The following is a 26,353-nucleotide window of genomic DNA, read 5'->3' on the forward strand; positions in this document are numbered from 1 at the left end:
AAACCATCGCCCGATGGCGTACCGCCAACGCTCCGACAAGGTGGAGACATGAACCAGACCCGACCTGCGACGGAACCACTCGCTCAGGCCTCCTACATCGGCTCCACGACCGAGGAGCTGGCCCGCAAGAAGCGCGGCGATCGGATCGCGGCCGGCGTGGACCAGAAGACGCTCTTCCCGAGGCGCGGCAAGGTCACGCTGCGCTCTGAGCACCTCGTGCTCGAAGGCTGGGGCGATGAGGGAGACCTTGTCCTGCGACCCGCGGACATCGCGTCCATCGCGAACGAATTCACGGAACTCTACGGGCGTTTCCTGGGCGGCCTTCTCAACGCGGGCAAGCCTCTCATCCTCGACACCGCAATCGTCGGCGAGATCTATCTCATGATCGACCATAAGACGTTCCTGGAGACCACCAGCAACCGTAAGTGGGCAAAGCTCCTGAACGCATGGCTGCATTCCGCCAATTGATCCGCCGCTGGCGGCAGTGGCTGCGGGTGGTGTCGAACGAGGCCATGACCGCATTCGCTCCGTGGCCGCTGCTGCCCGGTGCGCTGCGCGCGGAAACCGACCCCGCACCCGAATCCGTCACGGGCTCGCGGCGCTCCGTACGCGACATCGCCGTCGATACCGGTGCCGTTGCCATCTCTCTGCTGGTGGGCGGTCTCACCTCGTGGCCCCGTATCGCCGCGGGCCCCAGCGGGCTCTGGACGGTCACGCTGGCCGTCGGCGGCGGCTGCTGTCTCGCCCTGCCGTTGAGGCGGCGGTTTCCGCTGACGGTGGCCGCCGTCGCGGGCGCCATCTCCGCCGTATCACCGGCCGCGGGCGGAGCGGCGTTCATCGGCCTGTTCTCCGTGGCGGTCCACCTGCGGATGCGGGACGCCGCCTGGATCGCCGCCCTCGGTGTGGCCACCGGCCTGGTCAGCTCGTGGGTCACGCCAGCACCCCACGTGCCGTACACAGCGAGTGTCGTGATCGCCATGCTGGGTACCGCGGCCGCCCTCGGCTGGGGCCGGCTGGTGCGAGCCCGGCGGCAGTTGCTGGTCTCCCTCGCCGAACGCGCCCGGCGCATCGAGGCCGACCGGCAGGCGCAGATCAAGGAGGCGCGGCGGCTGGAGCGGACCCGGCTGGCGCGCGAGATGCACGACGTGCTCGCCCACCGTATCTCGCTGATCAGCCTGCACGCGGGCGCGCTGGAGTTCAGACCGGACGCCTCGCCGGAGGAGATCGCCCGTGCTGCCGGAGTCATCCGCAGTGGCACGCACCAGATGTCGGATGACCTCCGCGAGATCATCGGCCTGCTGCGGGAAGAGTCCGGCGACGATACGCGGACGGACCGGGCGGCCCTCGCCGGCCTGCCGGAGCTGGCGGAGGAGTTCCGCAGGACGGGCGCGGAGATCACGCTGATTACGGACGCGGGCGATCTGGTGACAGTGCCGACGATGACTGCTCGTACCGCCTACCGGATCATTCAGGAGGGACTCACCAACGCCACCAAACACGCGCCGGGCGCTCCCGTCACCGTGACCGTACGGGGAACGGCGGGTGACGGCCTCGCCGTCGAGGTACGCCAGCCGCTGTCACCGAAGCGACAGGAGGCCGCGGTCGTCCCGCCCGGTTCCGGCGTCGGGCTCCTCGGCCTCGCTGAACGGGCCCTGCTGGCAGGCGGAACCTTGGACCACGGACCCACCGCCGACGCGTCGGACGGCGGAGAGTATCTCCTGCGGGCATGGCTACCCTGGGAAGCGTGACGGACACGGTGCGCACCACGGAAACGGCCGCTCGAACCGAGGACGCAACGCCCGTGCGGGTACTGCTCGTCGACGACGAGTGGCTGGTCCGCGCCGGACTGCGGACCATGCTCACAGGCGTGGAGGGCATCGAGGTCGTCGGGGAGGCGGCGGACGGGACCTTCGTACTGGAGCAGGCGCGGGAGACCGAAGCGGACGTGATCCTCATGGACATCCGCATGCCGCGCACCGACGGGCTGACCGCGACCCGGCAGGTCCGCGCCGGGGACGACCCGCCCGAAGTCATCGTTCTGACAACCTTCGACCAGGACGAACTCGTCCTGAGCGCCTTGCGCGAAGGCGCCACCGGCTTCCTGCTGAAGACCACCTCTCCGGATCGGATCGTAGAAGCGATCAGGAGCGTGGCCGCGGGCGAGCCGGCCTTCTCCCGGAGAATCTTGCGTACGCTCGTCGACCATGTCACCGACGACAGACACGAGCGACGCGCCGCGGCCCTGCGCCGACTCGACCAACTCACCGACACCGAGCGCCAGATGGCCGAAGCCGTCGCACTGGGACTGTCCAACGCGCAGATCGCCGAGCGGCTGGTGGTCAGCGTCGCCACCGTCAAGTCCTACGTCTCACGCCTGTTGACCAAGCTCGACCTGGACAATCGCGTCCAGATCGCGCTCCTCGTCCACGACGCCGAATGAGGCCGTGCGTTCACCGCCGTGACCGACGGATGTACCAGCAAACACCGCCCGTCGGCGTGGTGGTCGATCACGCGTACGGGACCTTCAGGCGCGGGTCAGCTCCACTACCGGGATCGTGCGGATGCCGGCGGTCTTCTTCTCGTAGTCGCCGAAGACGGGGTAGCGCCGCACCACGGTGGCCCAGATTCGGGCGCGCTCCTCGTCCTTCAGCTCGCGGACCGTCACCGGATAGGTCTCGGTACCGCTCTCGACCCGGGCCTCACCGGCGGAGGTGATGTTGTAGTACCATCCCGCGTTCTCGGGCGAGCCCCAATTCGAGGCCATCACGAACATGACGTTCTCGTCGGCCGATGGCAAGTACACCATCGGGGTGACCCGCTCGATGCCGGTCTTGCGTCCTCGGTGGTGAAGCAGCATCACCGGGATACCGGCCAGTTGGCCGCCGACCTTCCCCGCGTTCCTTCGGAACTCCTCGATGATCTGGTCGTCTATGTCGCTCATCGTCCTGCCTCCTGTTCGCAGTCCGAGGTCAGCCCTTTTGTTCGCACGGCAGGGTCCGGAGTGGTCCGCGCATTTCCACTTCGATCTGACCGCTGGGTGATGACTCGCATGGCTCTCCTGGCTTGGGAGGGGGAGAGAACCAGGCTAGGTTTCCGACAGGAACCAGCAGGTACCTGTGGCGCCATGTGCGGCTTCGGTCCCGGTGGCCCCTTTCTTTGAGCTGATCGGCTGGCTTTGGAGGTCTCCACCGGCACCGTTTGTAGGTCAGTGCTGACACCACCCGGACCAGGAGGGCACCCTAGTGTTGGTGGGAGTTGACACCACCCTGGCGGGCGCGCAAGCGGAGCAAGTCCGAGCAGATTGAGCGGAGGTGGGCGCATGTCGGCGACGAAGCTCCTGGTACTCGGTATCGTGCACCTTTCCGGCGGCGCGCATGGCTACCAGGTGCGGTCCGAACTGCTGCAGAGCTGGCGTGCGGAGAATTGGGCCAAGATCAAGCCCGGCTCGATTTATCACGCACTGAAGAAGGCGGCGGCTGATGGCCTCCTCACCGAACACGCCGAGCCGGGCAACTCCGGGCCGGAGCGCGTTCTGTACCGCGCGACAGCTCGGGGACGTGACGAGATAGTCGAACTGGTCCGCGACGGTCTGCGGCGCACCCACGACCCGGACATGCTCAACGCGTCCATCGCCATGTTGCCCATGCTGACCAGGACAGATGCCATCGCGCACGTTAACGAGCGGGTCGCGCGCCTGGAAGCGGAGCTCGTAGAGCAGGCCAAGTGGCGGGAGCACCCCAATCGGGACACCCCCGAGCACGTCCGCGATCAGGCCGAACTGTGGGCGGGACACGCACGCACCGAACTGGAGTGGGCGAAGAGCCTGAGCAAACGACTGTCTGAGGGCGCCTACACCATGGCCGATGATCCGGGTTCGTGGCGAACGGTCCCCGATCCCCTCAAGATGCGCTTCTAATCAAACTTGACTAGACGTTCCTCCTCGTGCACTCTGGCCAAGTACTCAAACTTGACTAGCGCTCAACCAATCCGTTCGCAACACCGAGAGAAGGAATCGAACCCATGGGAACGCTCGCGATCGAGACGAGAGGGTTGAAGAAGAGCTTCGGTACGACCCACGCGGTCGCCGGTGTCGACCTGGCCGTGAGCGCCGGGGGCGTGTACGGCGTGCTCGGTCCGAACGGGGCGGGCAAGACCACCACGATCCGCATGCTGGCCACGCTCCTGCACCCCGACGCCGGAGAGGCGCAAGTGCTCGGCTACGACGTCGTGCGTGACGCCCAGGCGGTGCGGAGCAGGGTGGGCCTCGCCGGGCAGTTCGCGTCGGTCGACGAGGACCTCACCGGGGTGGAGAACCTGTTGCTGCTCGCCAGGCTGCTCGGCTACTCACGCCGCCGAGGCAGGGAGCGGGCGACCGACCTGCTCGACGCGTTCGGTCTTGCCGAGGCGGCCGACCGGCAGGTGAAGAAGTACTCCGGCGGGATGCGCCGGCGCATCGACATCGCGGCGATCCTGGTCGTCACCCCCGAACTGATCTTCCTCGACGAGCCCACGACCGGCCTCGACCCCCGGAGCAGGAACCAGGTCTGGGAGATCGTCCGCGGCATGGTCGCCGAAGGCACCACCGTGTTGCTGACCACGCAGTACCTCGACGAGGCCGACCAGCTCGCCGACCGGATAGCGGTGATCGACCACGGGAAGGTCATCGCCGAGGGCTCGAGCGGCGAGCTCAAGGCGTCGGTCGGCGCCGGCTCGCTGCACGTACGGCTACGTGCGCCCGAGCAGCGGGCCGAGGCCGAACGGATCCTCGCCGGCGTCCTCGAGGTGCCGGCCGAGCCGTCCGCCGACCCGGCCGCGCTGTCCGCGCGGATCTCCGACCCCGAGCGGGTCGCCCGCGCCCTGGCCGAGCTGTCCCGCAGCGGCATCGACGTCACCGAGTTCGCGCTCGGTCAGCCGAGCCTAGACGAGGTGTTCCTCACCCTGACCGGACATCCCGCCGAAGAGACACCCGAGGAGGATGCCGCATGAATGCCACGACCGCGGAGCAGGCGTCGGCGCCGGTCACCGAGGACGCGCTGCGCAGTGTGCTGTTGGCCGGCGAGCGGCCGTCTCGCCCCGGCCCGGTGCGCACCTCGTTGACATTCGGCTGGCGGGCGCTGCTGAAGATCAAACACGTGCCCGAGCAGCTCGTCGACGTGACCATGTTCCCGATCATGTTCACACTTATGTTCACCTACCTGTTCGGCGGCGCGCTCGCCGGGTCGACACAGGAGTACCTACAGTTCCTGCTGCCCGGCATCCTGGTGCAGGCGAACGTCATGATCACCATGAACACCGGCATAACGCTGAACACCGACATCCAGAAGGGGGTGTTCGACAGGTTCAGGGCGCTCCCGGTGTGGCGACCGTCGCCGCTGGTCGGCGCCCTGCTCGGCGATGTGATGCGCTACTCGATCGGGTCGGCGATCGTGATCACGCTCGGACTGGTCCTAGGGTTCCGGCCGGAGGGTGGCGCCGTCGGCGTGGTGCTCTCGGTGGTGCTGCTGCTGGTGTTCTCGTTCTGCCTGTCGTGGCTGTGGACGATGCTCAGCCTGATCCTGCGCACGCCGAACTCGGTGGCGGGGGTCAGCATGATGGTGATGTTCCCGCTGACGTTCGGGAGCAACATCTTCGTGGACCCGAAGACGATGCCCGGGTGGATGCAGGCGGTCGTCGAGGTCAACCCGATCACCCACCTGGCGACCGTGGTACGCGGCCTGATGGACGGCTCGGTGCCCGCCGGGGAAATCGGCTGGGTGCTCGTCTCGTCCGTACTTCTGGTCGCGGTCTTCGGTCCCATCACCATGGTCCTCTACCGCAACAAGAAGTAGATGCCGCTACCGCGAGCACTTGGTCGAAATCAACTCCGACAACCCGGCCCACTCGGCCAACGCCATCACCGGTACCAGGCCCGGACACGACAAGGAGAGCCGAATGAGCACCATTCCCAAGAACAACTCGGAAACCGTTGCGCAGACGCCCGGGCGGGCGAGCAGCATCGGGGTCTGGATTCTGCAAGTCGTGCTGGCGGCGATAATCGCCGGCGGCGGAATCTCGAAGCTCGCCGGCGACCCGGTCATGGTGGACATGTTCGCCGACATCGGGGCTGGCCAGTGGCTCCGGTACCTGGTCGGAGCGCTGGAGGTCGCGGGAGGGGTTGGACTTCTGATCCCGGCTCTGGCGGGCCTGGCCAGTCTTGGGTTGGCGGCATTGCTGACCGGTGCTGTCATCACCGATCAGTTCGTGCTCGAGCAGAGCCCTTGGCTGCCGCTCGCCTGTCTCGTCGTGGCGGGCGTGATCGCAAGGGCGCGGTGGTCGCGCACCGAGGCCGTCGTCGGCACGTTGCTCAGGCGCTGAGACAAACCTCTCGAACGGAGATGTGAGATGAACGAGATGGCCTTTCGCGTGACATCAAACGATGGCACCACCATCGCCTACGACAGGGAAGGAAGCGGTCCGGCCGTCATTCTGGTGGGCGGAGCACTCGACGAGGGGGTGGAGAACGCTCCCTTGGCGCCGGCTCTCGCCGAGCACTTCACGGTTTACAACTATGCCCGTCGGGGACGCGGCGCGAGCGGCTTCACCGAGCCTTACGCCGTGGAAAGGGAGATCGAGGACCTGGATGCGTTGATCGCGGAGGCGGGCGGCTCGGCACACCTGTTCGGGGCGTCCTCTGGTGGCGCGCTGGCGCTGGAAGCCGCCGCGGCCGGGTCAGCCATCGACACGATCGCCGTGTGGGAGGTGCCCTACGTGGTCGGGGACGACATACGCCCGCGATTCGAGGAGTACATCGCGGACACCCGACGCGCCTTCGACGCCGGGCGAGACGAGGAGGTTCTCGAACTGTTCATGCGCGTGACCGGCGCCTCCGACGACAACATCGCGGCCAGGAAAGCGGCAGGCAAGCAGACGGCGCATTGGGCGGATTCGGTCGCCCTCGCGCCCACGCTGGTCCACGACAGCGTCTTCCTCAACCGCTACCAATTGCCGGCCGATCGACTGGCAACGGTCACCCAACCGGTCCTGGTCACCACCGGAGGACCGATCACGGTCCCCTACATGGCAGGCCTGTCCTCGGACTTCTTCGACCGCGCGGCCGACGAGCTCGCAGACCTACTACCCCACGCTCAACGGGAGACCCTCGAGGGGCCGGATCACGTCGTCGACCCACAGACCGTCGGCCCGCTGTTGCTACGGTTCTTCAGCAGCGAACGCTGAGGGTCCCGCGAGGTGCTGCAGGAAGACCGATTAGGCACCGCGCAAGCAGATCTTCGTCGCGCCAGGGACACGGGGCGGACAGGTGGTGTCGAGGTTGATGTCGTCGGCGGCATCACAGGCCTGATCCTGGGCGTGCTCGTCACCACGCAAGGCCGGGCCGTCGTACTGACCTGGGCTTCAGCGGGACTCGACCTGGCCTACTCGCTGCTCATCGGCTCCGTCGTCGGTCGTACCCCGCACTCCGGGCCGACTCAGTACCGCCCACCGAAGCCCTGCGCAGCACATGACCAGGCACCTCGGTAGGGCCAGTGATTCCGGGCTGTGGTCGCATGCGGTCACCGTTCCCGGGCGGTGGCCCGGTGCCGAAAGTCGTGCCCATGGCGTGCTCACGTCAGGAGTGTCACCGATGACGCAGCGCGTTCCCGGGTCGACCTGTACGCGGCGATCCGACGGGATGCCCGATCTGGGATGTCCAACCGCGCGCTGCAGCGCAAGCACGGCGTCGGCTTCCGAACCGTGACAGCGGCGCTGGAATCTGCATGGCCGAAGGAGAGAAAGCAACCGCCCAAACGCGGCTCACGGCTTGACGCGTACCGAGTGGTGATCGACGACTGGCTGCGCTCGGACCTCGACGCGCCGCGGAAGCAGCGACACACGGCGAAGCGGATCTTCGATCGACTGCTTGACGAACATGACGGGGCCGGGGTGGTGTCGTACTGGATGGTCCGCGAGTACGTCGCCACCCGACGCCGTGAGATTCGCGACGAGGTCGGACGGGAACCTGCCAACGCGTTCATCCCGCAAGAGCACCTCCCGGGCCGCGAGGCCGAGGTTGACTTCGGCGACGTCGCCATCCGCCTGCGCGGCGAGCTCGTAACCTGCGCGCTGTTCAGCCTTCGGCTCTCCTACTCGGGCAAGGCCGTGCACAGGGTCAGTGCCTCGGCTGGGCAGGAAGCCTTCTTCGAGGGTCACGTCCACGCCTTCAACGTGCTCGGCGGGGTGCCGACCGGGAAGATCCGCTACGACAACCTCAAGGCCGCCGTCGCGAGCGTGATCGGGTTCTCCCGCCAGCGGGTCGAGGCCGACAGGTGGACCGCCGTCCGTTCCCACTACGGCATCGAAGCCTTCTATTGCCAGCCCGGAATCCAAGGTGCGCACGAGAAAGGCGGCGTCGAGGGGCAGATCGGCTGGTTCCGACGCAACCACCTCGTCCCCATCCCAGAAGTCGACTCCCTCGCCGAGCTCAACGCTATGGTCGACGCCTAGGACGAAGCCGACGACGCCCGGCGGATCGGGTCCCGCGCCCGCACGGTCGGGGAACACTTCGCCACCGAGCAGCCACTCCTCGCGCCCCTTCCGACCGAGCCGTTCGAGACCGGCCGCTGGTTCACCCCGCGCGTGGACCGGTACGCCCAGGTCACGGTCCGGATGAACAAGTACTCCGTGCCCGCGCGCATGGTCGGCCGTCAAGCCCGGGTGCTCCTGAACGCCAGCGACCTGGTCGTGTTCGACGGCAGGACCGAGATCGCCCGCCACGAACGGCTCATGACCAAGGGCTCGACCCGGGTCGACCTGGACCACTATCTCGAGGTCCTCCTCCGCAAACCGGGCGCGCTACCCGGCGCGAAAGCGCTGGAGCAGGCCAGGGCATCCGGGCGGTTCACGCCCGTTCACGACGCCTGGTGGGCCGCGGCCTGCAAGGCCCACGGTGACGCCGACGGCACCCGTGCCCTCATTGAGGTCCTGATGCTGCACCGGCACCTTCCACACGACCACGTCGTCGCCGGACTCGCGACGGCGCTGCGTGCAGGCGCGCTCACCGCGGACGCTGTCGCGTTGGAAGCGCGCAAGTACAACGACACAGCAGATGGCGGAGCCGACGACACGACAGCGGACCACCAGTCCCTGATGAGCGGCGACAGGGCACGCGGAGAAGGCGAGATCCCTGCCGTGCGATCGCTGACCGAGCGCCGGCTCCGCGCCCACATCCGGCCGACACTCGGCCGCTGCCGAGCGTGGAGAAGTACGACCAGCTGTTGGCCAGCCGACGTGACACCCCGAACGAAGGAGCCGCACCGTGACCACCAAGCGCCGTGGAATGACCGAAGAAGCAGCCGACGCCGCGATCGACCAAGCGTGCCGGATGCTGCGAATGCCCACCATCCGCAGCTCCTTCACCGACTACGCCGACCGGGCAGGGCGTGAGCAGATGTCTTACCGCGGGTTCCTCGCCGAACTATTGCTTGCCGAGTGCGACGATCGCGCCCGACGCCGGTCCGAACGCCGGATCAAGGCCGCCAAGTTCCCCCGCGAGAAGTCCCTGCGGGCCTTCGACTTCGACGCCAACCCCAACATCGATCCCGCCGTGATCCACACCCTCGCCAAGTGCGAATGGGTCCAGAAGGGACAGCCGCTGTGTCTGATCGGGGACTCCGGCACCGGCAAGTCCCATCTGCTGATCGCACTCGGCACCGAGGCCGCCATGGCCGGCTACCGGGTCAAGTACACCCTGGCGACCCAGCTTGCCAACGAGCTCGTCGAGGCCGCCGACGAGATGACGCTGGCGAAGACCATCGCCCGCTACGGCCGCGTCGACCTGCTGTGCATCGACGAACTCGGCTACATGCAACTCGACCGCCGCGGCGCGGAACTCCTCTTCCAGGTCCTCACCGAGCGTGAGGAGAAGGCCTCGGTCGCGATCGCGTCCAATGAGTCCTTCGGCGGCTGGACCAAGACCTTCACCGACCCCCGGCTATGCGCAGCCATCGTCGACCGACTCACCTTCGGCGGCACCATCCTCGAGACCGGCACCGACTCCTACCGTCTGGCCCAAGCCACAAAGCAGCGGACAACCTGACACCCGTCGGGCGCGGAAGCGGTGTCGACGCAAACCAACATCCGCGGCACCGACACGTGCCCGGCGGTGTCAGAACTCGCCAACAAGCGGTGTCGGACGAAACCTCCGCAGCCAATCGGCGGTATCTCCCGCAAGATGCTCACCCAGACGCTCCGGCGGCTGGAGGCGCACGGACTCATCCGCCGCCACGTCTACGCCGAGGTGCCGCCCCGTGTCGAGTACGAGCTCACCCCGCTCGGAGCGACGCTGATCGATCCGATCCACACGCTGACCGAGTGGGCGAGCGCGAACGGCGACTTGGTCGATCCACCCCGCGTGCTCTCAGACCGTGACTCGAACGGCCTTCGGCGCGGGCGCGCGTGAAGAGTGACTCAGAGCTTCAGCTGGTCTACGAGGATGGGCGGCGGGTGGTTGCTCTGCGGGTCACGCCGCCTTGAGACGTTTTTGCTCCGCGGCCACGATTCGGCGTCGCAGTTCGGTCTCGGAGCCCGTGTCAACCGCGTCCGGTGACGCGTTCGCCATATCGCTGCGGCGCGCGTACTCATCGAACGCCTCACGCTTGTCCGTCAGCAACTCGAGGACTCGCTGGTCGACGCTGTCGCTGCACAGCAGCCGGTGTACGTCCACGCGGCGTACCTGGCCCATCCGGTGCGCGCGGGCGATCGCCTGCTCCTCGATCGAGGGCGTCAGCTGCGGCTCGGCGATGATGATCACTGACGCGGCCTGGATGTTCAGGCCCACGCCGCCCGCCTGGATCTGGGAGACCAGTACCGCGGGCCCCTTGGCGGCGGTGAACTCGTCCACCATCTCCTGGCGGCCCGTCGACGGGATGTCCCCGGTCAGTGGGCCGAAGACATGGACGCCCGGGACGCCATCACGCCCGGAGCCCAGTACCTGTGTCACCGTGTCCAGCACGTCACGGAAGTACGAGAACACGACGACCTTGCGCCCGCCGTCTGCGGCCTCGCTGACGATCTCCGCCAGCCGCCGAAGCTTCGGGGATCCCTTCACCGTCCCTGGATCGAACGCCGCCCGGCGCATCGCCATGAAGTTCCCCGCGAGAACCGCCTGCCGGTACGCCCGGAGCGTCGGTCCCTCGAGTGCGACCCATTCCTGCGTCTCCAGCCGGGGCGGAAGTTCGCTGAGCACGTCCTCCTGGTTACGTCGCAGGTAGACCGGTGCCACCACCTCCCGGAACCTGGTGCCGTCCAGCGCTCCGTCCGCGATGTCCAGGTTCTCGGCGACCTCCGGGCGCAGGTGCCCGACCAGCACCCGGAATTCCCTCACCTTGTTCTCCATCGGTGTCCCCGTCAGGAACAGCACCCGTCTGCTCAGCGCCGCCCACTCACTGACCGCCTGCGTACGAAGCGCGTTCGGGTTCTTCACGTAGTGCGCCTCGTCGACGACCATCATCGCCACCGAGACGTCCAGGTCCTCCGGCATGGCGCGCAGCGCCTCGAACGTCGTGATCGCCACGCCGCCCCGGGCCACCCACTCCTGCTGGGCCGCCTCCCGTTTCTCACTCGGTCCGTGTACGCGGCGGGACTCCAGCAGCGTGTGCCGCTCAACCTCGCGAGTCCAGTTGACGACCACGCTCGCCGGGCAGACGACCAGGAAGTGCGTCGCGCCCTCGGCCGCCAGGTGGCAGATCGCGGCCAGCGACTGCATCGTCTTGCCGAGTCCCATCTCGTCGCCGAGGATCACGCGCTCCTGAAACAGCGCGAACCTCGCGCCGAACGCCTGGTAGCCACGCAGCGACGTCTTGAGGAGAGACTGGTCGAGGGGGAGCACGCGGACTTGCTCGGCGATATCGGCGGGGAGGAATCCCTGGCCGGCCTCCTTGACCGGGTCGAGTCCGGCCACCTCGATCAGCAGGCCGTTGTACGCAACCGGCCGGGCGAGGTAATCGCTCCATAGCCGGGCGGCCCTTGGCGTCTTCTTGGCCTTTTCCAGCAGAGACTCGGCTCTGGACAGGCGTTTGCGCGCCGCGGTGACTTTCTTCGAACCTAGGGTGGTGTCCAGCTCGGCGAGAGCGTCACGAGCTTCCTGCTTCTTTCGCTCGGAGAATGTGAAAAGCATTCTTCGGCGGCTCGCGCCGCGTGCCGCCGGGTCGAGGTGACGCCCGATCTCACTTGCCAGCGAGCTCGGGTCCGGTCCCTTCATCGGGGATCTGGTGCGCTCGTAGCGGCGCAAGGCGGCGATGAGCGCGGTCTGCTCGGGAGTACGGGCGTCCGGCTCGATGCGGACGCGGGTGCTCTCCTCGACGAACTCCCGCATCTGTCGTGCGGCGGCCATGATCCGCTTGGCCGTCCTCCGGCGTACTCCAGGGATTCGCCCGAGCGCTTTCGCACCGGCCATGAGGACCGCGCCGACGGTGTCGAGGCCGGCGTCGCTGACGGGGACGAACGTGACCGGCCGGCCCCGTACGAGTTCCCGGAGCCGGTCCACTGGCATCGTGTCCAGCTGGCCGGCGACAAGCTGATCGCGCACCACTTCGTACGCCCGTCGCGCGATCTCGCGGGATTCCTCCGGCGCGGCCAGGACCGCCTCGATGGCGTCGTGAATCGCACGGCCGTCGGAGACGATGGCGCGGGCTGCCCTTCCCGCGCGGAGCGGCTCGGCTTCGGGGGAATCTCCCTCGCCCTTGGCAGGCTCCATGTCGCTCGTCAGGTCCGCTGTGTGTGCCAAAGTGGTCGAGGGTCTCCGCATTGGAACTGACGATCGGGCTAATCGCGAAGATAGACGATAGCGCCGACACATCGGGTATATCGCCGGGTTTCCGTCAGAGGACCCGGATCAAACGGTCGCGGCATGGCCGCCTCCGGCGGCGGCCTCCAACCAGGGGATGGTCAGCAGGCGACGAGCGACTGGGCCGCAACTGTCAGCGGCGTCTACCGGCAGTAGGCCTGCGGGTTCCGCGGGAAGCCGTGAAGTCATAGACCTCGGCCCGGCTCGGTCAGGTCGCGGCGCGTTCGATCTCGATCAGTGAGGCGCTACGGCGTTCTGCCTCGTAAGCGGCTCGGCCACCGCGGACCCCGAACAGGTGTTTTGTCCAGACCAGGTAGGCGACGAGGATCAGGTTGATGAGCAGGGCGCCGACCCGAAGGACGCTGATCCGTTCGGTGAGCTCATAGATCTCCAGCGGCAGGAACACCGCGGTGGCGACGAACGCGAAGTACTCTCCCCAGCGCTTGAGTGACCAGAGCCCGACGGCTTCGACCAGCTCGATCACCGCGTATGCGGCGAGCGCCGCGGCGATCCAGTGCAGCGTGCCCGGACGGCTCCCAAGGGCCTCCTGTGTCCAGCGCAGGATGCGGGAATGGCCGAAGTCCAGACCTGCTTGGCCGAAAAGTGGCCGTAGCAGCGGAAGATCTCGCTCGAACACCTGCCGAATCGAGGTCCTGTGCACGGAGAATCGCCACACGCCGTACGCGGCGAGCCCGAAGACGACCACCCGGAGCAGCCGTTCGACAGCGAAGACGCGGAGCACGAACGCGTCACGTAGTTGCCTTCCGCGACCGACGGTCGGTGCCTCGTCGGCGGGTCCGGAGGCTTGCGGCTCGCCAGGCACGAAGTCGCCACAGCGCAAGCACCGCCACGACGTGCCCCGCGCGCTGGTGCAGCGCAGCCGATCGCGCAGTTCCGGCTCGGATGGCGCGTACGTCACGTGTCCGGTGAGGCCGCAGGTGATCAGACTCCAGTCCACCAGGCAACTCTAAGCAACCGAGCATCGCTTTCCGTGACCGGGTGCCCGCCGGGCCCGCTCCTACGGACACTGAGGAACCGCGAGTGCGGAGGGGACGGCCCTCCCGAGGGACCTATGCGATGTGCGTTCCCTGGCTCTGGACCCGTCCAGCGGATCCAAGCCGCAAGCCCCCTACCTGCAACTACGACCAGGCGCTCGGGGTGGGCTGACCCAACGCCACCGGCGTGATCGAGGGTGCGTGCGGTCATCTCGTCGCCGACAGGCTCGGCATGGCCGGGTCCCGATGGGGCCTGCGCTCCTCTCCATGCATATCCGGAAGAATTCAATTCTCCTATTACAAAAATTCGGGGGGAAGAACGTTCGGCTTGCTGAACCGGCAGGCCGAAAGCACCGCCCGCACGGGGTGGGGCACGGAATTCACGCGAAGTCAAACAACAGGACCAGAGTTTGACAAGGTGCTTGGCGGCATGCCCACGAGAGCACACTGAGCCGCGGCCCGCTCACATCTTCAAGAATTGACAGAGTGCCTGGCGGTATGTCCTCGGGGGAGGCAGAAAATCGCCGACCGTTAACGGCCGCCCGAGAATTGACACAAGCGCGATTGTTGCCTACGGTCCGCTCGTCGGCTTTTCCAGACCGCACCCGAAGGAATTCATGACCACATCCACGTTGCCGAAGTCCAGGCAGCAGCTGATTCTTGCCGTTCTCATGGTGTGTTCACTGCTGATCTGGCTGGACAACACCGTCCTGAGCACCACGCTGGAGACCCTCGCGGACCCGGTCCGTGGGTTGAACGCCAGCCCGGCCGAGCTGCAGTGGGCCACCGGCTCGTACACGCTGGCCTTCGCCACCTTGATGTTCACCGCGGGTGCGCTGGGCGACCGCTTCGGCCACCGGGCCGTGCTCGCGACGGGCCTGGTGGTCTTCGCCGCGTCCTCGGTGTGGGCGGCGTACGCGGGGGACGCGGGGCAGCTCATCGCCGCGCGGGCGGCGATGGGCGTCGGCAGCGCACTGATCATGCCGGCCAACCTGGCCATCCTCATATGGACGTTCACCGGCCCGGCGCGGTCGACCGCGATCGCCATCTCCTCGACCTCCGCCGGTGTCGGCATGGCCGTAGGCCCGGTGCTCGCCGGTGTGCTGCTCGACCACTTCTGGTGGGGCTCGGTCTTCCTGGTCAATGTCCCGGTCGTGGTCGTCGCGCTGATCGGCATCGCCCTACTGGTCCCGAACTTCCGCAGCCCCGTCGCGCGGCCGCTGGACCCGGCCGGGATGCTGCTGTCCGTCACCGGTCTCGCGGCGCTCGCCTACGGACTGATCCGCGCGGGTCAGGTGGCGGCCTGGGGCCGTACGGACGTCTGGGCGCCGATCGTCGTCGGACTGCTCCTGCTGGCCGTGTTCGTCCGCGTCGAACTGCGCAGCAGGGCGCCGAGTTTTGATCCCCGGCTGCTCGCCCAGCGTGCGTTCGGCGGCGGCAACGCGGCGCTCGGCCTGCTCCTGTTCGCCGTGTCCGCGGTCACCTTCTACAACGCGTTCTACCTGCAGGGCGCGCGCGGCTACTCGCCGATCGAGGCAGGCCTGGCCGGCCTCCCGACCGCGCTCGGCGCGATCTTCGGCGCGCCCGTCGGCGCCCGCCTGGTGCACCGCTGGTCGCTGCGGCTCGTCGCCGTGCCGGCGCTGATCGTCGCGGCGCTGACCATGGGCGCGTACGGGCTCTTCGGACCGGCCACGCCCCTCGTCTGGATCGAGGTCGTGCTGCTGGTCCAGGGCCTGTCCATCGGCATGGTGCTCGGCCCGGTGACCGCGGCGCTGATCAGCACGCTGCCGCTGGAGCGGGCCGGTGCCGGGTCGGCCGTCACCAACACCGTGCGCCAGACCGGCAGCGTGATCGGTATCGCCGTCGGCGGCACGATCATGTCGATCGCGTACCGACGCGCGATCGAGCCGTCGCTGGACGGTGTCCCAGGACCGGTACGGGAGCAGGCGCGGGTCTCCGCCGAACAGGCGCGGCACGTCGCCACCACGTCCCACCTGCCCGCGCTCGGGCACGCCGCCGACGACGCGTTCGTCCATGCCATGCATGTCGGCGCGGTCTGGATCATGTTCGTCGCGCTCTTCGGCGCGGCCGTGCTGCTGCTCGCCCTGTGCGCGGTCCGCAAGCCCGCGGGGGACGGCGGCCCGACCGCGGACGAGACGGCCCCCCGGGCCGGGGCCGAGGACCTGACCGCCCGCGAGGGCGCCGGCGTGGGCACCCGCTGACGCCATGGGAACCAGGCAGCAACTCCCCGAGGCGCGATCGGACAGTCAGGCCACGTACCTGCCCGACCGGCACATGTTCGCCCTGTGGACCTGGTCCGACGGCGCCGTGGGGGCGGCCCCGCCGGTCGGTGACGTCCAGACCGTCCCCCTGGTCGTGCCGACGCCGGACCTCGGCAGGCTCAAAGTGTCCGACGTCGACTGCGTGCTGATCGAGCCGGACCGGCTCGTGACCGTGCCCCTCGACTCGCCCGGCCGGTCGGTGGACGTCTGGCGGTCGTGGATCGCGGGCGGCGAGTCGGCTCTGCCGATCGCCGCGCACGCGATCCCCGACGCCACGGGTGTCGCCGTCACGACGGCGGAACACGCGAGCGGCGTCTTCCGTCGCACCACTGCGGTGGGGGCCGAGATGCGTACGGCGCTCACCGCCAAGCTGCGCCCGTATCAGGTGCGCGGGGTGAGCTGGCTGCGCGAGACCATCGAGACGCACGGCGGCGCGGTGCTGGCCGACGAGATGGGACTCGGCAAGACCCTGCAGACCATCGGCTGTGTCGCCGGGCGGGCCGAGAAGGGGCCGCAACTGGTGGTCTGTCCCACGTCGTTGGTGGCGAACTGGGCACACGAGATCGCGCGGTTCGCACCCGACCTGCGGGCCACGATCTGGCGCGGCGGGCCGCTGCCCAAGGTGGACAACGGCACGGTGGTGCTCACCGGCTACCCCACGCTGCGTACGCACAGCCCGGCCCCGGCGGGGATCCAGTGGAGCACCGCGGTCTTCGACGAGGCGCAGGTCCTGAAGAACCCCCGTACGCAGGTGTCGAAGGCCGCGCGCACCATCGCGGCCGACGCGCGGATCGCCCTGACCGGGACGCCCGTCGAGAATCACCTGGACGAGCTGTGGGCCCTGCTCAATCTGGTCGCACCGCACCTGTTCGGGAACCGGGCGCAGTTCCGCCGTCGTTTCGTACGGCAGATCGCGGACGGCTCCCGGGCCGCTTCCGCCCGGCTGCGCGGGGCCATCGAGCCGGTCGTGCTGATGCGAAAGAAGTCCCAGGTCGCGGGGTCGCTTCCGCCCAAGATCCACGCGGATCTCATCTGCTACCTCACCGAGGAGCAGGAGAGCCTGTACGACCGGCTGCTGGAGCAGGTCATCGACGACGGCTTCGGCAGCGGCGCCCAGCGGCAGACCAAGGTGCTCGCCGTCCTGACCTCGCTCAAGCAGGTCTGCAACCATCCGGGCCTGATCACGGACGACCTCGGTGAGCTGTCGGGCAGGTCGGGAAAGCTCGACCTGTGCACCGACATCGTGGCGAACAACCTGGAGAACGACTCTCCGACTCTCGTCTTCACCCAGTACCGGCAGACCGGTGAGCTGCTGGTCCGGCACTTCGCCGAAACGTTCGGGCTGAGTACGCCGTTCTTCCACGGCGGCCTGAACCAGGAGCAACGGGCCGACATCGTCCGCCGGTTCCAGTCCGAGGACGGTCCGAAGGTGCTCGTCCTCAGCCTGAAGGCCGGGGGCACCGGGCTCACGCTCACGCGCGCGGCCGACGTCATCCACTTCGACCGATGGTGGAACCCGGCCGTGGAGGCCCAGGCGTCCGACCGGGTACACCGGATCGGTCAGACCCGCACGGTCACCGTCACCACCCTGACCACCGGGACCACCGTCGAGGAGCACATCGCGGCCATGCACGACCGCAAGTCCGCGCTGTCGGACATCGCTGACATGTCCAGCGTCGCCGAGCTGACCCGCCTGGACGACGACCGTCTCATCGAGGTCCTGCGCCGGAAGCGAGTCAACTGACCATGGCCGACCACGACTACGGTTACACGAAGTGGGGCAAGGACTGGGTCCGGTTCGCCGAGTCGTTGCGCCAGACCCGTCCCGATCCCCAGCTGCCGAGCGCGCGGCGCATGGCGCGCGACGGGAAGGTGCAGATCACGTTCGACGGCCGGACCGTGCGCGCCGTCGTGCACCGCGGTCGCGGCACCTCGGTGGTCACGATCGAGGTCGCGCCGATGTCCGCGGGGGCGACGGCCGAGATCTCCCGACAGCTGAGCGGCATCCAGCCCCTGCTCACCGACGATCTGTACCGCACGATCGTCGACGCGGGCCATCCGCCCGCGCCGGTCCTCGACAGCGTCGACTGCTCCTGCCCGGCCGGCACCCCGCGGTGCGCCCATGAGCTGGCCGTCTACTACGACATGGCGCGGCGCATCGACGACGATCCCCGCATCGCTCTCGACGTGCAGGGCTTCTTCCTCGCTTCGGCGGGCGGCGGCCGAGCGCCCGCCGAAGCGACGGCGCAGCGCTGGACCGCGCTCAACTCCCTTGACCCGGCCGTCTACTTCACGGTGGCCGGGTGACCCCCGGAGAGCCGCGTCGACATTCCGCTTCGCAGTCTCCTCCTGGCCCCGTAGGCGTAGATACCGGCAGGTGCCGATACCTACGCCGCTACGGCGAGGCCCGCCGGTCATGGGATCAGGGGCGCTCGTTCATGCCGTCGACCCGGCCGGATCCGAGGAAGAGCGTGTACGAGGTGACGGATGGGATCCGCACCGGCAGTTTCCCGGGATCCTTCGTGAGGATCGTCTCCTCGCTCAGCGCCCGGCCGGTGCGCCGGTCGAAGATGATGACGTCGCGCTCGGGCAGGCCGGTCTGGTTCTGGTCGAGGGTGAACGCGACGCCGGCGCGCCCGGCACGGTCCCGGACCGGTCCGGCGTAGCCCATCTCACCGGAGTCGGCGAGGACGCGCAGGAGCGCCCCCTGCAGGGCCGGCCGGAGCGGCTGCCGCCACAGGTCACCTTCCGCCTCCAGCAGGACCGCGGCACCCTTGAGGTCGGTTCCGGATTTCTCCAGCTCACGGCGGAGTGCCGCCGGATCCGTCGGCAGCTTGTCGACATCGGGATCGCCCGACAGCCCACCGGGGCCGAAGCGGTCATCGCTGTCCCGGGCGCCCAGAGGCGGCCGGCCCTGTCGCTCCCACTCTTGCCGGCTCTTGGCGGTGGGGAACCACGGTCGGCCGGCGCCGGCGAGCTGGCGGCCGGACCCGTCGGGTGCGACCCATTGCTCCTCCGTCCGCGGGACCACCACGGCGGACGTCCGCCGACGCGAGACAGTGCTGTCGAGGTACCAGCCCTGGATCTTGCTGTATACGACGCGGCCGTGCCCGATCGTGTCCGGCTGCCGCTCGGCCCTGGCCGCGAGGTCCCGCAGCGCCTTCGTGGCCGCTGCGCCGTACACCGGCTGCTTCAACTCCAGCAACGGCGGGGTGGTCACGCGCGAGACGTGCGTCGTTCGGAGCTGCGGCAGTGCGGTGAGGCCCACGATGGCCGTGGCCGCCGCCGCGGTTGCCACGACCGCCATCGTCCGCCAGCGGGGCCGCCACCGCTTCCGCGTGACGGAGTCCACAGCCGGTGGCTCGGTGAGGATCGCTTCCAGGGCTCGTTCTCGCTCCGGTACGTCGGCCCGCACGGCCCGGGCCGGGTCGTGTCCGGCGAGCAGGCCGCGCACGATGTCCGCGTCGGTCTTCACGACGCCACCTCCTCGAGCTTGGCGCTCATCAGTTTCTCGATCCGTCTCCGTGCCCGGTGGAGGCGCACGGTCGCCGCGGCGGCGCTGCACCCGAGTACGACGGCCGTCTCGGCCGTCGTCAGGCCCTCCCAGGCGATCAGCCGGACGATCTCCCTGTCGTCATCGGAGAGATCATGAAGCGCCGCGAGCGCGGCGTCCCGTCGGCCGAGCGCCTCCGCGTGGTCCGGCTCGACCAGGTACACACCCTCGTCGAACGCATCTGGCACGCCGCGCCGGCGGTCCTTCCGCCTCCGGTTCGCGATGAGGTTGCGAGCCACCCCGTACAGCCAGGGCAGCGGCATGTCCTCCGGAACGTCGCGCAGCCGCCGCCAGGCGATCGTGAAGGTCTCCGCGACGACATCCGCCGCGTCGTCAGGGCCGACCCGGCGCCACGCGTACCGCAGCACCGCGTCGTAGTGACGTTCGTAGATATCGACGAACCACTGCCTGTCCGCGGTCATGTACACCGCCCATCTCGTCTGTCCACACTGTGTCTGTGTCGCGGCCCAGGCGTGCATTACAGCCAGTCCGTGACCGGCGACTCATGTGAGTGGGCCTACGAAGCACATGCTCGGACGGCTTGAGGTGGCCACAAAGCCGCACGCCTCTGCCGAGCCAGGCCGTCGGCGGGGGTAGGAACAGCGGTCACGTCGCAGATCGCTTGTACGCCCCGAGCCCGAGCGCACTCGTACGAGAGCCTGTCGCCGACTGGCCGCGCACCGCTATTGTCGATCAATGATCCAAAACGGCGGTGCCTAGTGGCGGCGCGGTTCACCGCGGGTGAGGGTAGGGCTCTCGGGCGTCTCTTCCAGCCCTTGTTGCAATTCTTCAAATCGCCCAAAGGCTTGGCGGGTGCCGAGCGCGAGATCGCGTCCGGAGAGCGCGTGGTGACGCCGCAGGACGTACCGCTGGCAGAGATCCGGCCACGCGGGGTGGAAAAACTTCCCGAAGCCACTGATATGACAGAAGAACAGGCGGCATTGATGCGCGCCGCCCACGCACGGATCGCGGCAATTCATGAAGGTGCGGCCGGCAGGCCGTTCACTACCGATGAAGTGCACGAGATAGTGAAGAACATCAATCCTACTGGTGGCACACGCAACTGCCTCGAGTGCTCGCTGGCCGTTCGCGAGAACCTGCTTCGCGAGCGCGGCGCAGTGGTGGCCGGGCCGACCAACGTCTGGGTCGGGAGAAATCCGGGGCCGCTCGGTCCGGTCACTCGACCGCTGTCGGTCGAGTCCCGCATCATGGAAGGCGCCCCGGGCATTAGCCATGTGGTATCCGACGTGAGGGCCAATCCCGGCACCTATGGGATCTTGCGTCAGGACATCAGGACAATGCCATGGAACAGCCATGTTTACAACGTCGCCGATTTGAACGGCGAAGTGCATTTCTTGGACGGACAGGACGGATCGCTCAAGAAATACACGGCAGAGGCTTACCCTGACATGCCGGGCTTTATCATCTACGATTACTACCCAGCCACATGATGAGGATGATTGGTAATGTATTCGATGACGCGCGAGGCGGCGACGAGGATTGCAAAACTCTTTATCGAGCGTACCTTTCCTGCCGATCGATATCCACGGATAGTGATCATCGATCCTGCCACGATTGAGTCGCCGTATGGGTGGATGTTCGTTTACACCACCGAGAAGGCGCTGGAAACAGGGGATTCTAACTACGGACTGATCGGCGCCGGGCCGGTGCTCGTACGCCGTGAGGATGGCCGAATCGTCGAATTCTCCTCCAAGTACACCCCGCAGGCCGCACTCCAAGCGTATGAACAAGATCCCGCAAGGTTCCCGCCAAACGGATGAGGCGCAGCGAACCTGCGTTGCCGCCATCGCCTGGTCACGGTCACAGGGCCTCTTCGTCTTGGGGCTGCCGCCGGCTCGGGTCCTGCCACGGGAATGGAGCGCGGTCGGGTTCGACCCAGCCGGTCCTGGCCTGTGAGGAGGTCAGCGTCGCCGGATGGTAGAAGCGGGTCAGAAGGCGCTTGTCGAGCAGGGCGGTGTGGTGGCCGGCGAACGCGGTGAAGTCGTCTTCGCCGTGTTCGGTCGCGTGGTGACCGACCAGTTCGACCCAGGCTCGGCTCATGGTCGCGTGGTACTTCTGAGGCACCCTCGCATAGCGGGCGGTGCGCTGGATGCCCTCGCCGATCAGGCCGACCGCCGCAGACACGCCAACGCGTCGCACGGCCAGCCACGTCAGATGCACATGTTCCCGGTGGCCGAACCGTTCGGCGGTCGCCATCACTTCGGCCATCAACGCGTCGAAGTCGCGGGCGTCGCAGGAGGGCCGCATGGTCATGAGGGAATCTCCGTCAGGGCCTCCAGGGCGGTGCGCAGGTGGGCGATCGCGTCGTCCTGCAGGCCGTCGAACGCGCGGTGCTCCAAAGCGGCGATGGCCTGCCGGATCGTGGCGGCGGCCGATCGTCCGGACGGCGTGAGTTCGATGAGTACCGCGCGACGGTCTCCGGGGCGGGCGCCGCGGGTGATGTGGCCGCGTCGTTCCAGACGGTCCAGCACGCTGGTCAGTGTGGTGGGGCGGGTGCCCACGGCCGCGCCGAGTTCGGACACGGTCCGGCCTCGGCCGTCAGCCAGGTTCGCCAGCGCGTTGATCTCGGAGGCGGTCAGGTCCAGGTCGACGAGCTCCGCGGAGAGCACTTGCAGTGTTGCGTGGGTGGCCCGCTGCAGTGCGAGCAAAGCCGACCACCCGGATGACACGGATTCAGACGTCACGATTTCGGACTATACGATTTCGTATCATCTGCCGCAAGCACTCGTTCAGGGCCGTCCCTCGCCGCCCGCATGACCTGATCGGTTGGCGTTGATCTGCTCGTGGTTGGCCATCGCCCACTCAGCGAGCGCCATCACCAGCGGCACCAGCGTCCGGCCCAGCTCGGTCAGCTCGTACTCGACCCGTGGCGGCACCTCGGCGTAGGCGGTGCGCGCGACCAGACCGTCCTCGACCAGGTGTTTGAGCGTCAGTGTGAGCATCCGCTGGGAGATGCCGGCGACGGCCGCCTCCAGCTCGCCGAACCGCAGCGGCCCGGCGCGCAGGGTGCCGATCACCAGCAGGCTCCATTTGTCGCCGATCCGATCCATCACCTCGCGGACCGCGCCGCCTTCGCGGATCCGCGGGCCGCCCGACTTCGGTGTGACCTTCGCCATAACGAGGCTTCTTTCCTGGACGCATACATCGATGTGCCTTTTGCGGCCGCCCCCGTGCGCACGCACGATGAGGCTACGCAGTAAGGATTGGGGAATGCCGTGAACATCGCACTGTGGATCGTCCAGGGCCTGCTCGCGCTGGTCTATCTCGCCGCGGGTGGGCTCAAGGTCGTACGGCCGCGCGATCGGCTGGTCGCATCGGGCAACTTCGACTGGATGAAGGACACGTCGGACGCGGGGGTGAAGGCGGTCGGCCTGGTGGAGATCCTCGGCGCACTCGGCGTGATCCTGCCCTGGCTGACCGGGATCGCGTCGATCCTCACCCCGATCGCCGCGATCGGCCTGGTCGTCGTGCAGATCGGCGCGCTTCGGGTGCACCTGGTCCGCGACGAACGCCAACCGTTGCCGGCCAACGTGCTCCTGCTCCTGCTCGCCGCCTTCGTCGCGGTCGGCCGCTTCCTCAACTGACGCCCTTCGCGTGTACGTGAGCGGTTGCGGGTGTCAGTCGGCGGTTCGGGCGTTCTTCCGGCGTTCGTAGTGGCGGCGCGCCTTCATGCGGTTGCCGCAGCCGGCCATCGAGCACCACCGGGCGCTGTTGCTCTTGGAATGGTCGATGAGGAACAGGGTGCACTCGTCGGTGTTCTCGCATGAGCGGAGTCGACCGGGGGCGGTGTGCTGGAGCGCGTCCCAGGCCACAACGGCGCGGGCTGCCAGGGTGTGCTCGCGAGGGGTCGCCAGCTCCCAGTTGATGCCGGTGTCGCCGATGACCGCCTGGTAGCTGACACCGTCGAGCGCCGGGGCGAGTGCCGTCGGCGCGGCTTCGCCGTGCACCAGTGCCTGGAGCGTGTCGCGGGTCGAGCGCAGGAGCTCGAGATCTTCCTCGAGATACCCCTCGCCCGCGTGCTCCTCCACCCAGGCGTAGGCCTCTTCGGGGTCGGCGAGCCGATCGGTCACCTCTCCGGCGACGGTCGGCGTCGTGTTCAGCAGGGCCAGCAGAAGCCCCTCGTCCGGGGTCATGACCTTGATCATCGTCCTAACCTCCATCGATGCCTTGACAAGGTTACATCGCGCCTGCTCTCCTATAACCACCGACAGCAGTTATGGAGGTTAGAACGATGAGCGTAGTGGTGCATCACAGGTACGCGACGGTCGAGGGTCATCGGCTCTTCTACCGCGAGGCCGGATCGGCCGACCTGCCGGCGATCGTGTTGCTGCACGGCTTTCCGACGAGCTCGTTCATGTTCCGCAACCTGATCCCGCAGCTGGAGGGCTACCGGGTCATCGCCCCTGATCACCTCGGCTTCGGGCTCTCGGACGCGCCGTCGGCCGACGAGTTCGACTACAGCTTCGACGCCCTGGCCGACCTCACCGCCGGACTGCTCAAGCAGCTCGGCGTGACCCGGTACGCGATCGGCGTTCAGGACTACGGCGCCCCGATCGGCTGGCGGCTCGCGATCCGCGACCCCGACGCCGTCGTCGCGGTGATCAGCCAGAACGGGAACGGCTACGACGAGGGCTTCGTCGCCAACGGCTGGCAGGGCATCTGGGACTACCAGCGGGAGCAGACGCCGGAGAACGAGGCGGCCCTGCGCGGGGCGTTCACGCTCGAGGCGATCCGGGACCAGTACGTGACCGGCGTCGAGGACGAGAGCGTCCTCAGCCCGGACACGTGGCACCTCGACCACGCCTTCTTGTCACGGCCGGGGAACGCGGAGGTCCAGCTGAAGCTGTTCCTGAACTACGCGACGAACCCGCCGCTGTATCCAGCGCTGCACGAGTGGCTGCGCACCAGGCAGGTGCCGGTGCTCGCGGCGTGGGGCAAGTACGACCCGTTCTTCGGCCCGGACGGGGCACGCGCGTTCGCCCGCGACAGCGAGAACGCGGAGATCCACCTGTTCGAGGGCGGCCATTTCCTCCTCGAGAGCGCCGGCGACGAGGTCGCAGCGCTCATTCGCGAGTTCCTCGCCAAACACCTGCCGACGGCCTGAGCGGAGCGATCGAGGAGAGGGAGCCGCGATGACGCGAGCTGGATCGGTGGTGGTGCTGCGCCGCTACCCGGTGTAGTCGATGCTCGGCGAAGACGTCGACGCCGTGGCCGCACGTATCGCGGAAGTATCGAAAATCGCATACGCCACCGCAACGGTCCTGCGTCTTCGGTGGAGGCATGGACCGCGGCGCATCAACGGTCAATGCGTCCATCGGGAGAGGATTGTGATCATGGACTCGGATTCCGTACGCGGTGTCGGCCGGCGGCGGCTGCTCGGGTGGGGCGGGTTGGCGGCCGCGGGCGTGGTGGCCGGCGCGTCGCTGGTGGGTGCCCAGCCCGGCTACGCCGGCGCGGCCCCGGCCGACGACGACCGGATCCCGCCGGACACTCTGCCGGGTGGGGCCTACGACCGGTACGTGGCGAAGCTGGCCGCCGACGGCAAGTTCTCCGGCGTGGTGCTGTTGTCGCACCGGGGCCGGACGGTGCTGTCGCGCGGCTACGGCATGGCCGACAGGGAGAACGGGATCCGCAATCACGAGGGCACCGCGTTCAGCCTCAGTTCGGCGGGCAAGCCGTTCTACGCGGTGGCCGTCTTGCAGCTGGCGCAGCAGGGCAAGGTGAAGCTGTCGGACACGGTGGGCACCCATCTCAAGGGCTTCGCCAAGGACATCGCCGAGCAGGTGACCATCCACCACCTGCTCTCCGGCACCTCCGGGCTGGCCGGCCCGGACGAGGACGTGCAACGCGTCTTCCAGAGCCGGGATGAGGTGCACGCGTACTACGAGCAGCGGGCCCGGCAGGCGAAACTGGTGGGCGTCCCGGGCGTGCCCAACACCGGTCACGAGGAGCCGGAGGTCACCATTTCCGCGCTGATCGTGGAGGCGGTGACCGGCAAGACGTACTGGGACTACGCGCAGGAGAACATCTTCGAGCGCTGCGGCATGACCGGATCGGCGTTCTACACCAGGCCGCAGTGGCTCACCGACAAGCACATCGCGCACCCGTACATGACGCTGGCCGACGGCAGCGTGGTGGACGCCGTCCGCAACCTGGACAAGAGCAGCCCGGATCCGAACGTACTCGGCAAGAATCCGGGCCGCGCCTTCATCGACGCCCCCGGGGACGGCGGCTTCGCCACCGCGCCGGATCTGGTCCGGTTCGCCCGCGCCCTGGGCGACGGTACGGTCCTGGACCGGCCCTGGGCCGACGTGCTCACCGCCGCCAAGATCCCCCAAGGACCGGCGTCGTTCGGCGCGTACGGGATTCCGGTCTCCATCGTCAACGGCCAGTGGATGTACCAGCGCGCCGGTGGCAACCCCGGTGTCGGCGCCAACTGGGACATCTACCCGTACACCGGCTGGGTCGGCGTCATCCTCGGCAACTGCGACGGCGTGCCGCTGCCGGAGATGATCGGGCAGGAGATGCAGGCCATCACCGGGGCTCCGGCCGACGGGGGATCGGGTGGCTGAGCCACCGGGGATTCCGTGTATCGCGGACATGTCCAAACCGCATCCGCCACCGCAACGGTCCGAACCTGTCGGCACCACCCCACCGCACGCGCAGGATGGTGCTCGACGGC

At 68.1% G+C, this 26,353-nt stretch carries 27 protein-coding genes and 1 pseudogene; 19 read left to right on the forward strand and 9 right to left on the reverse strand.

What is annotated here, in order from left to right; genetic code table 11:
* The first annotated feature begins 48 nt into the window (after positions 1-48).
* From ACQEV1_RS08535 to ACQEV1_RS08545, 3 genes are read left to right on the forward strand one after another with little or no spacing between them, the layout of a single operon-like run.
* Positions 49-468 carry a hypothetical protein gene (locus ACQEV1_RS08535; RefSeq protein WP_285621363.1) on the forward strand — a complete coding sequence of 140 codons (420 nt, stop codon included), beginning with the start codon at positions 49-51 and terminating at the stop codon, positions 466-468.
* Complete coding sequence (locus tag ACQEV1_RS08540; protein ID WP_433392828.1) at positions 447-1,748, forward strand: sensor histidine kinase; 1,302 nt, start codon at positions 447-449, stop codon at positions 1,746-1,748. The genes ACQEV1_RS08535 and ACQEV1_RS08540 overlap by 22 nt, the downstream gene beginning before the upstream one ends.
* Complete coding sequence (locus ACQEV1_RS08545; protein ID WP_285621358.1) at positions 1,745-2,440, forward strand: response regulator; 696 nt, start codon at positions 1,745-1,747, stop codon at positions 2,438-2,440. Before ACQEV1_RS08540 ends, ACQEV1_RS08545 begins: the two co-directional genes overlap by 4 nt.
* Positions 2,441-2,524: 84 nt before the next feature.
* On the opposite strand, the gene ACQEV1_RS08550 is transcribed toward ACQEV1_RS08545, so the two are convergent.
* Positions 2,525-2,941: a nitroreductase family deazaflavin-dependent oxidoreductase gene (locus tag ACQEV1_RS08550; protein WP_433392830.1), complete on the reverse strand. Its 417-nt coding sequence runs from the start codon at positions 2,939-2,941 to the stop codon at positions 2,525-2,527.
* Positions 2,942-3,319: 378 nt separating this feature from the next.
* Between ACQEV1_RS08550 and ACQEV1_RS08555 the strand changes: the two genes are divergently transcribed.
* From ACQEV1_RS08555 to ACQEV1_RS08590, 8 genes and pseudogenes are all read left to right on the forward strand, one after another.
* The gene (locus ACQEV1_RS08555; RefSeq protein WP_433392832.1) at positions 3,320-3,916 is read left to right on the forward strand and encodes a PadR family transcriptional regulator; all 597 of its coding nucleotides are present in this window, start codon (positions 3,320-3,322) and stop codon (positions 3,914-3,916) included.
* A gap of 104 nt (positions 3,917-4,020) precedes the next feature.
* On the forward strand, positions 4,021-4,986 hold the full coding sequence (locus ACQEV1_RS08560) for an ATP-binding cassette domain-containing protein (RefSeq protein ID WP_433392834.1): 966 nt from the start codon (positions 4,021-4,023) through the stop codon (positions 4,984-4,986).
* Entirely contained in the window at positions 4,983-5,828 is an 846-nt protein-coding gene (locus ACQEV1_RS08565) for an ABC transporter permease (protein WP_131350304.1), read from the forward strand. The genes ACQEV1_RS08560 and ACQEV1_RS08565 overlap by 4 nt, the downstream gene beginning before the upstream one ends.
* 19 nt (positions 5,829-5,847) lie before the next feature.
* On the forward strand, positions 5,848-6,354 hold the full coding sequence (locus ACQEV1_RS08570) for a DoxX family protein (protein WP_433392837.1): 507 nt from the start codon (positions 5,848-5,850) through the stop codon (positions 6,352-6,354).
* A 27-nt stretch (positions 6,355-6,381) separates the two neighbouring features.
* Positions 6,382-7,215, forward strand: coding sequence for an alpha/beta fold hydrolase (locus ACQEV1_RS08575; protein ID WP_433392839.1), 834 nt, complete (start codon positions 6,382-6,384; stop codon positions 7,213-7,215).
* 468 nt (positions 7,216-7,683) lie between these two features.
* Positions 7,684-9,296: pseudogene (istA, locus tag ACQEV1_RS08580) on the forward strand (IS21 family transposase).
* Positions 9,293-10,072, forward strand: coding sequence for an IS21-like element helper ATPase IstB (gene istB / locus ACQEV1_RS08585; protein WP_433392841.1), 780 nt, complete (start codon positions 9,293-9,295; stop codon positions 10,070-10,072). Before istA ends, istB begins: the two are co-directional and overlap by 4 nt.
* A gap of 135 nt (positions 10,073-10,207) precedes the next feature.
* On the forward strand, positions 10,208-10,435 hold the full coding sequence (locus tag ACQEV1_RS08590; RefSeq protein ID WP_433392843.1) for a winged helix-turn-helix transcriptional regulator: 228 nt from the start codon (positions 10,208-10,210) through the stop codon (positions 10,433-10,435).
* A gap of 60 nt (positions 10,436-10,495) precedes the next feature.
* On the opposite strand, the gene ACQEV1_RS08595 is transcribed toward ACQEV1_RS08590, so the two are convergent.
* Together ACQEV1_RS08595 and ACQEV1_RS08600 are read right to left on the reverse strand one after the other, a co-directional pair.
* Entirely contained in the window at positions 10,496-12,760 is a 2,265-nt protein-coding gene (locus ACQEV1_RS08595; RefSeq protein WP_433392845.1) for a DEAD/DEAH box helicase, read from the reverse strand.
* Between the two features lie 268 nt (positions 12,761-13,028).
* Positions 13,029-13,778 carry a DUF2127 domain-containing protein gene (locus ACQEV1_RS08600; protein ID WP_433392847.1) on the reverse strand — a complete coding sequence of 250 codons (750 nt, stop codon included), beginning with the start codon at positions 13,776-13,778 and terminating at the stop codon, positions 13,029-13,031.
* A 654-nt stretch (positions 13,779-14,432) separates the two neighbouring features.
* On the opposite strand from ACQEV1_RS08600, the gene ACQEV1_RS08605 reads away from it, so the two are divergent.
* From ACQEV1_RS08605 to ACQEV1_RS08615, 3 genes are read left to right on the forward strand one after another with little or no spacing between them, the layout of a single operon-like run.
* Positions 14,433-16,037, forward strand: coding sequence for an MFS transporter (locus tag ACQEV1_RS08605; protein ID WP_433392849.1), 1,605 nt, complete (start codon positions 14,433-14,435; stop codon positions 16,035-16,037).
* 4 nt (positions 16,038-16,041) lie between these two features.
* Complete coding sequence (locus tag ACQEV1_RS08610; protein ID WP_433392851.1) at positions 16,042-17,841, forward strand: DEAD/DEAH box helicase; 1,800 nt, start codon at positions 16,042-16,044, stop codon at positions 17,839-17,841.
* A gap of 2 nt (positions 17,842-17,843) precedes the next feature.
* Positions 17,844-18,404, forward strand: coding sequence for a hypothetical protein (locus ACQEV1_RS08615; RefSeq protein ID WP_285621336.1), 561 nt, complete (start codon positions 17,844-17,846; stop codon positions 18,402-18,404).
* Positions 18,405-18,519: 115 nt separating this feature from the next.
* Here the strand turns inward: ACQEV1_RS08615 and ACQEV1_RS08620 are convergent, their stop codons facing one another.
* Entirely contained in the window at positions 18,520-19,572 is a 1,053-nt protein-coding gene (locus ACQEV1_RS08620; protein ID WP_433392854.1) for a CU044_5270 family protein, read from the reverse strand.
* Positions 19,569-20,072, reverse strand: a complete 504-nt coding sequence (locus ACQEV1_RS08625) for an RNA polymerase sigma factor (RefSeq protein ID WP_433392856.1) — start codon at positions 20,070-20,072, stop codon at positions 19,569-19,571. Before ACQEV1_RS08625 ends, ACQEV1_RS08620 begins: the two co-directional genes overlap by 4 nt.
* A 354-nt stretch (positions 20,073-20,426) precedes the next feature.
* Here ACQEV1_RS08625 and ACQEV1_RS08630 point away from each other — a divergent pair, with 354 nt between their 5' ends.
* Both ACQEV1_RS08630 and ACQEV1_RS08635 read left to right on the forward strand, forming a co-directional pair.
* Positions 20,427-21,101, forward strand: coding sequence for a hypothetical protein (locus ACQEV1_RS08630; protein WP_433392858.1), 675 nt, complete (start codon positions 20,427-20,429; stop codon positions 21,099-21,101).
* A 24-nt stretch (positions 21,102-21,125) separates the two neighbouring features.
* Positions 21,126-21,431, forward strand: coding sequence for a YrhB domain-containing protein (locus tag ACQEV1_RS08635; protein ID WP_433392860.1), 306 nt, complete (start codon positions 21,126-21,128; stop codon positions 21,429-21,431).
* 40 nt (positions 21,432-21,471) lie between these two features.
* Here ACQEV1_RS08635 and ACQEV1_RS08640 read toward each other — a convergent pair whose 3' ends face one another.
* From ACQEV1_RS08640 to ACQEV1_RS08650, 3 genes are read right to left on the reverse strand one after another with little or no spacing between them, the layout of a single operon-like run.
* Positions 21,472-21,924: a hypothetical protein gene (locus ACQEV1_RS08640; protein WP_433392862.1), complete on the reverse strand. Its 453-nt coding sequence runs from the start codon at positions 21,922-21,924 to the stop codon at positions 21,472-21,474.
* The gene (locus ACQEV1_RS08645; protein ID WP_433392864.1) at positions 21,921-22,355 is read right to left on the reverse strand and encodes a MarR family winged helix-turn-helix transcriptional regulator; all 435 of its coding nucleotides are present in this window, start codon (positions 22,353-22,355) and stop codon (positions 21,921-21,923) included. Before ACQEV1_RS08645 ends, ACQEV1_RS08640 begins: the two co-directional genes overlap by 4 nt.
* A gap of 45 nt (positions 22,356-22,400) precedes the next feature.
* The gene (locus ACQEV1_RS08650) at positions 22,401-22,787 is read right to left on the reverse strand and encodes a winged helix-turn-helix transcriptional regulator (RefSeq protein WP_433392866.1); all 387 of its coding nucleotides are present in this window, start codon (positions 22,785-22,787) and stop codon (positions 22,401-22,403) included.
* A 99-nt stretch (positions 22,788-22,886) separates the two neighbouring features.
* Between ACQEV1_RS08650 and ACQEV1_RS08655 the strand changes: the two genes are divergently transcribed.
* Positions 22,887-23,255, forward strand: coding sequence for a DoxX family protein (locus ACQEV1_RS08655; protein WP_433392868.1), 369 nt, complete (start codon positions 22,887-22,889; stop codon positions 23,253-23,255).
* 33 nt (positions 23,256-23,288) lie between these two features.
* Here the strand turns inward: ACQEV1_RS08655 and ACQEV1_RS08660 are convergent, their stop codons facing one another.
* Entirely contained in the window at positions 23,289-23,816 is a 528-nt protein-coding gene (locus tag ACQEV1_RS08660; protein WP_433392870.1) for a CGNR zinc finger domain-containing protein, read from the reverse strand.
* 86 nt (positions 23,817-23,902) lie between these two features.
* Here ACQEV1_RS08660 and ACQEV1_RS08665 point away from each other — a divergent pair, with 86 nt between their 5' ends.
* A complete protein-coding gene (locus tag ACQEV1_RS08665) occupies positions 23,903-24,775 on the forward strand; it encodes an alpha/beta fold hydrolase (protein ID WP_433392872.1) in 873 nt (290 codons plus the stop codon).
* Positions 24,776-25,004: 229 nt separating this feature from the next.
* On the forward strand, positions 25,005-26,243 hold the full coding sequence (locus ACQEV1_RS08670; protein ID WP_285621311.1) for a serine hydrolase domain-containing protein: 1,239 nt from the start codon (positions 25,005-25,007) through the stop codon (positions 26,241-26,243).
* Positions 26,244-26,353 lie beyond the last annotated feature (110 nt).

Origin of the sequence: Actinoallomurus sp. CA-142502, assembly GCF_050936355.1 — a bacterium.
Classification (GTDB): domain Bacteria; phylum Actinomycetota; class Actinomycetes; order Streptosporangiales; family Streptosporangiaceae; genus Actinoallomurus; species Actinoallomurus iriomotensis.

Excerpts from the sequence above, each read along its gene's own strand:
- ACQEV1_RS08535 (WP_285621363.1), top strand. The coding sequence starts at position 49 with ATGAACCAGACCCGACCTGCGACGGAACCACTCGCTCAGGCCTCCTAC.
- ACQEV1_RS08540 (WP_433392828.1), top strand. The coding sequence starts at position 447 with ATGGCTGCATTCCGCCAATTGATCCGCCGCTGGCGGCAGTGGCTGCGG.
- ACQEV1_RS08550 (WP_433392830.1), bottom strand. The coding sequence starts at position 2,941 with ATGAGCGACATAGACGACCAGATCATCGAGGAGTTCCGAAGGAACGCG.
- ACQEV1_RS08555 (WP_433392832.1), top strand. The coding sequence starts at position 3,320 with ATGTCGGCGACGAAGCTCCTGGTACTCGGTATCGTGCACCTTTCCGGC.
- ACQEV1_RS08560 (WP_433392834.1), top strand. The coding sequence starts at position 4,021 with ATGGGAACGCTCGCGATCGAGACGAGAGGGTTGAAGAAGAGCTTCGGT.
- ACQEV1_RS08565 (WP_131350304.1), top strand. The coding sequence starts at position 4,983 with ATGAATGCCACGACCGCGGAGCAGGCGTCGGCGCCGGTCACCGAGGAC.
- ACQEV1_RS08575 (WP_433392839.1), top strand. The coding sequence starts at position 6,382 with ATGAACGAGATGGCCTTTCGCGTGACATCAAACGATGGCACCACCATC.
- ACQEV1_RS08590 (WP_433392843.1), top strand. The coding sequence starts at position 10,208 with ATGCTCACCCAGACGCTCCGGCGGCTGGAGGCGCACGGACTCATCCGC.
- ACQEV1_RS08605 (WP_433392849.1), top strand. The coding sequence starts at position 14,433 with ATGACCACATCCACGTTGCCGAAGTCCAGGCAGCAGCTGATTCTTGCC.
- ACQEV1_RS08610 (WP_433392851.1), top strand. The coding sequence starts at position 16,042 with ATGGGAACCAGGCAGCAACTCCCCGAGGCGCGATCGGACAGTCAGGCC.
- ACQEV1_RS08615 (WP_285621336.1), top strand. The coding sequence starts at position 17,844 with ATGGCCGACCACGACTACGGTTACACGAAGTGGGGCAAGGACTGGGTC.
- ACQEV1_RS08625 (WP_433392856.1), bottom strand. The coding sequence starts at position 20,072 with ATGACCGCGGACAGGCAGTGGTTCGTCGATATCTACGAACGTCACTAC.
- ACQEV1_RS08635 (WP_433392860.1), top strand. The coding sequence starts at position 21,126 with ATGACGCGCGAGGCGGCGACGAGGATTGCAAAACTCTTTATCGAGCGT.
- ACQEV1_RS08640 (WP_433392862.1), bottom strand. The coding sequence starts at position 21,924 with ATGACCATGCGGCCCTCCTGCGACGCCCGCGACTTCGACGCGTTGATG.
- ACQEV1_RS08650 (WP_433392866.1), bottom strand. The coding sequence starts at position 22,787 with ATGGCGAAGGTCACACCGAAGTCGGGCGGCCCGCGGATCCGCGAAGGC.
- ACQEV1_RS08660 (WP_433392870.1), bottom strand. The coding sequence starts at position 23,816 with ATGATCAAGGTCATGACCCCGGACGAGGGGCTTCTGCTGGCCCTGCTG.
- ACQEV1_RS08665 (WP_433392872.1), top strand. The coding sequence starts at position 23,903 with ATGAGCGTAGTGGTGCATCACAGGTACGCGACGGTCGAGGGTCATCGG.
- ACQEV1_RS08670 (WP_285621311.1), top strand. The coding sequence starts at position 25,005 with ATGGACTCGGATTCCGTACGCGGTGTCGGCCGGCGGCGGCTGCTCGGG.